9 protein-coding genes are annotated in these 8,997 nt (G+C 64.0%); 4 read left to right on the top strand and 5 right to left on the bottom strand.

Annotation, left to right across the window (positions count from 1 at the left end; all coding sequences use genetic code 11):
• Positions 1-21: 21 nt before the first annotated feature.
• Positions 22-1,311, bottom strand: coding sequence for an IS701 family transposase (locus tag R6Y94_RS44645; RefSeq protein WP_318395470.1), 1,290 nt, complete (start codon positions 1,309-1,311; stop codon positions 22-24).
• A 1,579-nt stretch (positions 1,312-2,890) separates the two neighbouring features.
• Here R6Y94_RS44645 and R6Y94_RS44640 point away from each other — a divergent pair.
• From R6Y94_RS44640 to R6Y94_RS44630, 3 genes are all read left to right on the top strand, one after another.
• Positions 2,891-3,253, top strand: coding sequence for a hypothetical protein (locus tag R6Y94_RS44640; RefSeq protein ID WP_318403394.1), 363 nt, complete (start codon positions 2,891-2,893; stop codon positions 3,251-3,253).
• Between the two features lie 159 nt (positions 3,254-3,412).
• Positions 3,413-3,586 carry a hypothetical protein gene (locus R6Y94_RS44635; RefSeq protein WP_318403392.1) on the top strand — a complete coding sequence of 58 codons (174 nt, stop codon included), beginning with the start codon at positions 3,413-3,415 and terminating at the stop codon, positions 3,584-3,586.
• Between the two features lie 451 nt (positions 3,587-4,037).
• Complete coding sequence (locus tag R6Y94_RS44630) at positions 4,038-4,460, top strand: hypothetical protein (RefSeq protein WP_318403390.1); 423 nt, start codon at positions 4,038-4,040, stop codon at positions 4,458-4,460.
• A gap of 228 nt (positions 4,461-4,688) precedes the next feature.
• Here R6Y94_RS44630 and R6Y94_RS44625 read toward each other — a convergent pair whose 3' ends face one another.
• From R6Y94_RS44625 to R6Y94_RS44615, 3 genes are all read right to left on the bottom strand, one after another.
• Complete coding sequence (locus R6Y94_RS44625; protein WP_318403389.1) at positions 4,689-5,165, bottom strand: hypothetical protein; 477 nt, start codon at positions 5,163-5,165, stop codon at positions 4,689-4,691.
• A gap of 308 nt (positions 5,166-5,473) precedes the next feature.
• Positions 5,474-5,989, bottom strand: coding sequence for a hypothetical protein (locus tag R6Y94_RS44620; protein WP_318403387.1), 516 nt, complete (start codon positions 5,987-5,989; stop codon positions 5,474-5,476).
• A 1,399-nt stretch (positions 5,990-7,388) separates the two neighbouring features.
• Positions 7,389-7,886, bottom strand: coding sequence for an NUDIX hydrolase (locus R6Y94_RS44615; RefSeq protein WP_318403385.1), 498 nt, complete (start codon positions 7,884-7,886; stop codon positions 7,389-7,391).
• Positions 7,887-7,970: 84 nt separating this feature from the next.
• Here R6Y94_RS44615 and R6Y94_RS44610 point away from each other — a divergent pair, with 84 nt between their 5' ends.
• Positions 7,971-8,540, top strand: coding sequence for an HD domain-containing protein (locus R6Y94_RS44610; RefSeq protein WP_318403383.1), 570 nt, complete (start codon positions 7,971-7,973; stop codon positions 8,538-8,540).
• Here the strand turns inward: R6Y94_RS44610 and R6Y94_RS44605 are convergent.
• The gene (locus R6Y94_RS44605) at positions 8,528-8,995 is read right to left on the bottom strand and encodes an NUDIX domain-containing protein (protein ID WP_318403381.1); all 468 of its coding nucleotides are present in this window, start codon (positions 8,993-8,995) and stop codon (positions 8,528-8,530) included. The two genes, R6Y94_RS44610 and R6Y94_RS44605, sit on opposite strands and share 13 nt — an antisense overlap.
• Between the last annotated feature and the right edge of the window lie 2 nt (positions 8,996-8,997).

The raw sequence follows: 8,997 nt of genomic DNA, 5'->3' as shown, positions 1-8,997 counted from the left end.
TACGGCAGCCGCCGTTCGGGATCATGGTTGAAGTTCGAGGTTGAGGCGGTGTGTGTAGTGGGCTCGTCGGGCTCGGGCTTGATGACGGCGTCGCCAGTGTGACCAGTGCAAACGGTGGGCGAGGTCATGGAAGGACCGGATGACGAGGGTGTTGATCAGACGGCGGATCTCGTTGACGGTGAGCTTGATCATTCCGGTGTCACTCGGCTCGTCGGGGTCGTCGGTGGCGGTGTCGGCGGCGCTGATCGCAAGGACAGCGAGGGCGGCCAGGGCGAGGGTGGTGAAGCGGTGCCAGGAGTCCCAGCGGCGGACTTGGTGCTGGTCCAGGCCGACCTGGCCCTTGGCGGCCTGGAAGCTCTCCTCGACGGTCCAGCGGATGCCCGCGACTCGAATGAATTGGGCGAGGGTGGCCGGCTTGGGTGCCCAGCAGCGGTAGAAGGCCAGTTCACCGGTGGTGGTGTTACGGCGGATGAGAAGGCTGTGCCGGCCGCCGTCATCGGGGTCGGCGTCGGTGCAGACGTCATCGAGCCAGGCCCAGTCGTAGAAGCGAGGACCCTTGGACCCGGCGCCGGCGCTGCGGCGTTGCCATGCTGATGCCGGTAGGTCGGCGGCCACCCGGTCGGCGCGGACGCGGGTCTTGCCGCCGTCGAGCGGGACCAGGTGGCTGCGGGAGACCGCCAGGACGTAGCCGAGCCCGTGTCCGCGCGGGTGAGCACGAAACACGCTGCTGTTGCCGTATGCCTCGTCCGCGGCGGCCCATCCCGCTGGGACACCGGCATCGAGGGCAGCGGTGATCATGTCCGCGGCCAACTCCGACCGGGTCGCGAAGCCGATCTCGTCGGGCACGCCAGCGGCCTGGCACCGGTCGCGGTCGTCGGTCCATGACGCCGGTAGGTACACGCGTCGGTCGATCAGGGTGTGTCCGTGCCGGCTGGCGTAGGCCAGGAACACCCCGACCTGGCTGTTCTCGATCCGCCCCGCCGTGCCCGTGTACTGCCGCTGCACCCCGACCGTGTGGGTGCCCTTCTTCAGGTCCCCCGTCTCGTCCGGGATCAGGACCGCGTCCGGGTCACCGAACCGGCCGGCGACCAGCCGCCGCAGGTCATCGCGGACGGCGTCGGCGTCCCACACCGCCCGGTACAACAGCCGCTGCATCGCGTCCGGCCGGGCGTAACCGGCCTGCTCCGCCAGTTGCCAGCACGTCTTGACCTCGATGTCGGCCAGTAATCCGGTCACGAACGCCGCCGCCGCGCGACGCGGTTCCACCCGCCCGAACCTGCCCGCGAAGCATCCGAGCACCCCGGCCAACACTCGTTTCCACCCGGCAACGGCTACGCTGTGACACGCGGCCACCGCCCGATCTGATGTTGTGTCCACAACGCACAGACGATCACGCGGTGGCCGTCCCTCGTCTACTCCGCCTGAGCAGCAAGATCTCAAACGGCGGCTGCCGTACTAAGAGGACGTCGAGCGATCCGCCGCACTCCAGACTTATTCCCGAATGTTGGGACAAGTATAGGGTCGGGAACGCACTACCACGGGTGAGCCACTGTTTCTCTCGATGTCACGCACGCGATCGCTCCAGATTCGGCGAGGCGGCTGAGGGCCCGTGGGTGCTCCGTGGGTGCTCGGACGTCGGGGTACTGGCACGGACCCATTGGAACTGGGGTGGATTTAGACGCCATCCATGACATCGGTAAGTGTCGCTTGAATCCCGTACCTGCGGGGACCCGTTCGGACTGGGTGGGACGCGGTTGGACTGGGCTGGACAACTTGTCGATTCATCGATGGATCTGACTACGGATCGGATGCTCCGGTGATGAAGTCCTTTCGAGCCCGCGCGAGCCCAGCTATGGGTCGGATGCTGCGGCGATGGACGGAAGCGGGCTTTGTTGAAGGGGGCCGGGAATTCGGCCTGCCGGACAGGTTCTCCCCGCTCCATGAGCAGTCGTCGTGGTGGTCGTCCTGTGCCTATTTGTCCGGAATGGATCGTAGGTGAGCGGGTGGAAGGCACGCTCGAGTGGTTGGACGAGCCCGAGGGTTATCGTCATGCTCGGCCTCGGTCGTCTGCAACCGAGGCGGGGAGCAGTGAGAGCCGGACTCCAAGCGATTGCACGGTCTCGCGTCATCCGCCGAGCGAACTCAGAGAGCGGACCGCCGGTGGGCGGCAGGGACCAGGTCCGATCTGAGGTCTTGTGAGGCGGATTGGGCGGAAAGGCCCTGGTGGGGCGCACTCGGAGTGCGAACCGCCACCGTCAGTTTCGGCTGCACCGCGCCAATTGCGCGCCCAAGGTCGCAGGCCTGTGTCGCTACGGAATGCAGTTCGATCCTGTAACCTATGCCCGTTTCATGGTAGAGAACCGATCACTCTCGGTGGTCGATCATCCGAGGCTTGGTTGTGGTTGTGGGCCTTGCTTGGGGCGATTCGACCCAAGATCCCTAGCATTTCCCTAGCGCCGAGTGAGCTTCATCGATGGCGTCGCCAGATCAACATGGCCTTGAGCTGCTAAAACGTGGAGCGGGCGACGGGAATCGAACCCGCACCGTCAGTTTGGAAGATCGTTTCCGGCTGCCCGGGTTTGTCCGGAGTGCCTGGTCAGCGGCGGGGTAGTGGCACCCGGTCCTGCCCGCTGGTGACCGTTCACGGCACCGGCTTATGGCCCGTGAATGGCCCGGCTCTCTGCGCGCGGCCAGCCGGCGTCGTACGGCTTTCCGCCCCGGCCTTTGGGCCGAGGCGGTTTGCCGTGGCGCCGGGTCACCGCGCCTGGCCCCCGTACCTCGGTGGCAAGCCGCGAAGCGGCGCGGCAGCGATTGCCCGGCCCATGACGGCGGCCAACCACCCACGCAATCGTCACGGCTCTCCGGGTGCTTCGTCCGGTACGTTATTGCCGTGAGGCGGGAAACCCTGGTGGCCCTGCTGAGTGGGGCGGGCGAGGCGTACGAGGCGTGTCGGGCAGCACTTGGCGCCGGTGCCGGGTTCGACATCGCCACCGGGCTCGTCCCAGCGAGCCAACTGGCAGCAACATACGGCGTTCGGAAAAAGATCACCCGGGATGCTGGGATACCTACGCTTGGCTTCGCGGAAGCTGTCGAGCATCTGCGTGATGCGGGAGACCAGGCGTTACGCCTCGGCGGAGTGCGGGTGGATAGCCCGCCGTACTACTTCCAGCTCTTCCTGTCGGCTGATGCCTCGTCCGTGGTGGCGTGCATCGGAGTGGACCAACAGCACCAGGTCCGCAACAGAGCCGAGTAGGCCCTGCCCGCCTCGACCCGATGCCGGCCGGAGGCGTCATGCACCCGCCACGGTGGGCGGCTATGAGTGACAAACCGTTGGCCCGCAGCGTCCTACGGCGTCTACCGTCGGTCCATGGGGCACCGACGTGACCGACTCCGGCGAGAGATCGGGCCGTTCATGAAGGCGTACGGTCGGGTTGCTGTCGGCAACGGCAGTGATCCGAACGATCGCCACTACAGCCGTAAGCTAGAAGCACAGCTCAAGCGCATGAACCCGGCAGACCTCGACCGCCTCCTACGGGGCGATGACGAGGATGATGATGCTGAGGACGAGGCTCGCCCCATGTTCTGAGTCGACGTGCCGTCAAGATTCCAGCGGTGATGCGGCCCGCCGAGCCGGCCGATGCCGGCCGGAGGCCGCCAGCAGGCCGAGCGCGGGCGGGCCGTGCGCCGCGCTTGCGCGGCGCCTTGATCCTGAAGAGAGCGTTTCGGCAGTACAGGCGGTACCGTTCTACCGGCTGATCCGGTGGACAAGCTGCACTTTGTCAGTGTTTGTGTAGATCGACGCAACGCGGGTCGAGTAGCGATTAGCAGGTAGACAGATTGGCGCAACTGGACGGCGTCGGCCTCAGGGCGCCGACCGGTCGCGCGCGAAAGCGCTACGGCAGATCCCGAGATCGGCGGGTACTCAGCCTCGGAGGGCTCGTATGAGTTGGGTCAGGCGAGATGGCGGACTGTATGTGCCGGGATATCATATTCCGAAAGAGTCGCAGACCAAGGAACGGAGAATCCGAAGAGCGGAGGTGGCATCAGTTGCAATCCAGGCATTAGGGGCTTTAGTTGCTGGTGTGGTCGCCATACCGGCGCTTGTGGTGGCGCTTAGCGCACTTGAGGACCAACAAGAGATTAACAGAAGCCAGATTCGATTGAACCAGATCGAGCAGGACCGTTTTAATAAGCGGTACGCCTCCCGTGTGGCTGTGTGGATGACCGGTGAACCAGGGTCCTTCAAACTGCAAAATCGAGCGCCCGTACCGTTGTCTGTAGTCCAGCTACGGTTTGGCTCGCTCGAATGGGAAGGCGGTCGAGCGTACAGCTACGATTGGTTCCACCTTCCGACGATGCCCCCGTGCACAATACTGTCGATTGAACTACCGACAGTAATTACGATTTACAACCAGAAGGGGGCGACAATTACCTTGCGCGGCCAGACGGGCAATACCTAGAGGTTCGCTTTTCGGATGGAGATAGGGCGTGGCTAAAAAGACCCTCGTTGCTTACGGAGGTGCCACTAGAACCGCTGTGGGCAATTCCCGTGTTGGATGTAGCAGACAAGGCTAAGTGGGAGGATACGAGTGACTGCGGTGAGGGCGGGTGAATCAGCCATTTGAGTGACGCCTCGTCAATGGACTGCTTGTCCCCGCTTCGCGACCTTTGACTCTCTGATCCTCGATCTAGCGGCCCGGCATTAGCCGGGCGGCCCTCATCATGGTGTCGGCGGCCTCTGAAAGCCTACCGACCGTTCTTGAAAAGCTCACCCCGCCTAGCCTGTCCGCTGCATCTGCCAGGGCGCGAACCGTTCGCGCATCCGGTCCAATCGGATTCTCGGTCAGGACGGAGATAACTTCCTTAAGTTCTGCGACGCTTTCCGCGTTTAGCGTGCCAGTTCTTTCAAGCTGCTCAGCAATTGCCTCAAGTCGCTTCAAGGGCGGTTCAAAGACGCCGGCAATAATATCCATGATGACATCTTTATCCACGGGCCCGATTCTGTTTAGTGCGGCATTGTGGTGGCCTTCATGGTTCTTCTTCCATTCCAACAGAGTTTCCGGAGGATAGAGCTTTTCTCCAGTCTTTCTGTCGTCGACCTCCGTATGGTGCGGGAGGCAAAGCAGCAGAAGATTTTTGAAGGAATCACGTTCGGAGTCCGGCATTCCTAGTCGATATCTTGGTGCGCCTGGCCGTACCCCATATATGTGAGCAATCTGAACATTCTTTCGGTAAACGCCCGGCCGCACCTGGAACATGACGGGGAAGGGGCATGCGGGGCCATAGCACCGACCGTTACTGATTACCCAAAGGGCAGCTTCAACTGTTGCCGGAATTCCCTTCCTGTTGCCCGTCATTACCCTTTTCCCTCCTGCTTCCACATTGACAGATCGCCATCAGGCGTTGGAGTACGATACCGAGAGTCGCCCAAGGGTCACTCTAGGCGGTTGCCATCCATCCGGCAATTGCTCGCTCATGATCGGTATTGCGGCCTTTCTGATGGGTGGTCGTCGTTGCTATCGTCCTCGCGTCTCCGCATAAGTAAGAGAACGATCGCACCCACACCGAGGGCGACAAGTAGCCCGCCGGCGAGCACCAGTACCCAACTGCCCAAACCTCCGGCGTCTTCTCCTGACACTTGCACGGCGTGCCCAGGCGACTCGGCCTGAGTGGGGGTAACCGAGGGGTTGGCCGATGGTTCATCTGTAGTCGACGGGGAGATCGTGTCCGGCGATGGGTTGTTCGCGGAGACGATCAGGGCAGCAGAAACAGCAACGATCGCTGCCGGCACGACGGTTAGGGCGGCCACCCAGGTGGGCAATGGGCTCCACCCGCTCCCCTGGACCGAACCTGAGCCTTGAAGCAAGGTCTTGCCGCGTTCTATCCGGGAGGCTATCAGCGAAGCCAGCAAGCCGATCGTGACAACAATTGCTCCCGCTATTGCCGCGCCGCCTTCGAGGTTATCGAGAGACACGAGGGCCTCCAACACCTGAATACCATACCGCGAACGAACTAAAGGCGGCTACTATTATGAAAATCCAGATCGAGTAGTGCACCGTGCCTTGGTCTGCTATGGATGCAGTCACGGGCTCTATCGCACCTGAAGTCCTCTCATGGTCGACACTCTTCGATTTAGATGAACCATATGCGGCCGCGAAGCAGACGGTTCCGAGCCAGCAGGTGGCCATTGTGATTGCATGAGAGATCCCGCCGCGGTGTTCGAGAAAACAGTCGAATGTTAGATCTGCCCCCGCTCCAATCAGCAAGGTAACACTCACAAGATACAGTTCGCCATTCTGAAATAGATCCTTAGTGGTTCCGGGACGTCCCGATTCAAATAGCGTCAACCAGTCTGCATATGTTGCCGCAACCACCAATCCTACGGTGAATACTAACCATTTGACCAACTTTACTAGGGCTCGCCGGTTTCCGACTATGGTCGCTGTCTGAATCATTGGTGGCGACGAAGGTGAGGGGTACGCCATGTGTGACCTCTAAATCGCGGTGACGTTCAACGCAGACACCTTACGCATAGGAGAACCTCTGTGGACAGCGCGTAAACCAACTTCTGACCATTCGCCGCCTGTCATCGACCCGCCCGCCTCCCGTTCGCTCCAGCGAGCGGGCATAGGCGTGGCTCCGGCCCTGGTGCTGTTTGCCAGCGGAACTACGTCTTTGACCGCACGCAGCGCTTGCGCAGCCCGACCAGTGCCCCTGTACAGGGAGCGCCCGGTCGGGCCGATGGCCGCGCGGCACTGGTGGCTCACTGCCCTGGAGTCCGTAGGGCTCGCCACCATCGGCCCGTGGACATCGTCGGGGTGACGTTGACGTCGCGCGGCCTGTCTGTGCGCTTAGGCGTTCGGCGTGTCCGCCTGGCGCTCGGCCTGAAGCCGGATCCAGTGGTGCAGGGTGAGCCGTGCCTGTAGCCGCTCGTCGTCGGTGCCGCAGACCTTGACGCACGTTCGGAGCTGGCGGGTCGCGCGGTGATCTGCTCGGCTTGCCCGGGTCGAGGGCAGGCTGGATGGCCTACCGCAACCACCCACGGACCGTGCCCCACCAGCGCAGCCCGGCCATCCTGGAACCGGAGCGTCCCGGCCGGAGGCGCAGTAGCCGCACCCCCGAGAGCGCCGCCAACTCGCCGACGCCGGTCCGCGTGCGCTCCCCTACACCGCGCGGGCCCGTGGCCGCGCGGCCCCGCCGGCTGCCGGCCCACCACACCCCCGGTCAACGGCCTGTCGTCCCCGGCGGCCCTCCGGGCTTCCCGCTGTCCGCGCCAGCCGCCGGTGTCCGGCGTGACGACCGCAGAGCGACAGCGATAGCGGCCGGCGCGCGCCCAGACGCCGCGCGTGCGGCCCGTCAAGGGCGCCTTGAAGACGTATAGAAACTTCTCACGGCTGGGGCAGCGGCTCAGGCTGCGGACCCGCCATCACTCCGTGTTCGGCATAGATCGTGCGCCCTCGGGTCCTGGCTGCGATCGCCGTACGGATGCGACGGATCAGGCGGTCTGGCCCGTAGTCGTCCAAGTCCTCGACGCCCACAAACCGCCACTCGGTGATTTCGCCGTCGGTGAAGGCGATGCGGCGTTGGCGGTCACCGTCGAGAGGGCCCGCGTCGAAGACGAAAAGGAGCTTGTCACCCTCATTGGCAGCGGGCGCCCAGTCGATGACGAGGAGAGCGCCCACGTCAACTGTGAGACCAAGCTCCTCCTGAACCTCCCGGATGCAAGCGGCGCGGGGTGACTCGCCGAGCTGGACGTAGCCACCAGGGATCTCCCAGCCCTGCTTGTAGCTGGGGCGCACGAGGAGCACGCGGCCTGCGGCGTCGAAGAAGAGGGCGCCTGCGGCAACGCGTGGCGTCGCCATAGGTGGCTGCTGGGAGGCGGTCACTCCCGGCAGCGTAGATGTGCTTCCCACTGCGAGCGCGCGCCGCGCGGGTAGCGAGGCATGGAGCGGCTCCGTAGGCTCCTTCACATGACCGCCGCTGTCGATGCCGCTCGCTCCCTCGCCCGGCAGCGGCTAGAGGAGACGCTGCCTCGCCGGTGGCAACATGTCCAAGCCGTCGCAGCCAAAGCAGAGGAAGCTGCTGGTGCGGTCCCGCCCTCGGATCGGGAGACCTTGATCGCTGCCGCGTGGCTTCACGACGTGGGCTACAGCCCGGGACTGGTGGATACTGGCTTCCACTCGCTGGACGGTGCTCGGTGGCTCCGGCGGCAACAGGTTGACGAGCGCGTCACCGCACTGGTCGCCCATCACTCCTGTGCCTGGCTAGAGGCAGAGGAGCGCGGGCTCGGCCAGGCGTTGCGCGAGGAGTTTGACCGAGAAGAAGGCCCGGTGACCGATGCTCTCTGCTACGCCGACATGACGACCGGGCCGGACGGGCAGAGCTTCGAGGTTCTGGAGCGGCTGGCGGAGATCCGGTCTCGGTACGGACCTGACCACCTGGTGACCCGGTTCATTCGGCGTGCCGAGCCTGAGATCGTAGCCGCGGTGCGGCGTACGGAGCAGCGGTTGGCTACGAGGTCGGTAGCTCAACCGATGTAAGGGGCGCGGCGGTCGTAGCCGTGCGCGATCCGTAGCCGAATCGATGGGTGGATGTCCAGATCGTCCAGCTCGTCGCGTGCCACCCAGCGGACGGAGGTTGACTCGTCGCTGGTTGTCGGGCTGCCGCCTCGGTATTCGGCACGGAAACAGATGGAGAACTGCTGGCGTACCTCGCCGTCGGAGTACTCGACAACATGGTGGGGGTCGGAGTAGACGCCGACGATCCCGGTCACCTCGACGTCGATGCCGGTCTCCTCGCGCGTCTCCCGGACCGCCGTGTCGGCGATGTACTCGCCGATCTCCTGGCCGCCGCCGGGGATAGACCACAGCCCGTTGTCGGTCCTTTGAATGAGTAGCACGCGGTCCTGGTTGTCCTGAACGAACACGGTGACGGCGACAACGATGCTGTTGGCCTTCGGCGCGTCCGGCTCGTGGTAGTGATCGGTCCTGGCCATGT

It is taken from the genome of Plantactinospora sp. KLBMP9567 (genome assembly GCF_033446045.1).
Classification (GTDB): Bacteria; Actinomycetota; Actinomycetes; order Mycobacteriales; family Micromonosporaceae; genus Plantactinospora.
Note: the sequence above shows the minus strand (reverse complement) of the source record. Positions and strands in the feature narration are given on the sequence as shown.

Bases quoted from the DNA above. Each gene is read 5' to 3' on its own strand.
- R6Y94_RS44635 (WP_318403392.1), top strand. From the start codon at position 3,413: ATGAAGGCGTACGGTCGGGTTGCTGTCGGCAACGGCAGTGATCCGAAC.
- R6Y94_RS44625 (WP_318403389.1), bottom strand. From the start codon at position 5,165: ATGCCGGACTCCGAACGTGATTCCTTCAAAAATCTTCTGCTGCTTTGC.
- R6Y94_RS44610 (WP_318403383.1), top strand. From the start codon at position 7,971: ATGACCGCCGCTGTCGATGCCGCTCGCTCCCTCGCCCGGCAGCGGCTA.
- R6Y94_RS44605 (WP_318403381.1), bottom strand. From the start codon at position 8,995: ATGGCCAGGACCGATCACTACCACGAGCCGGACGCGCCGAAGGCCAAC.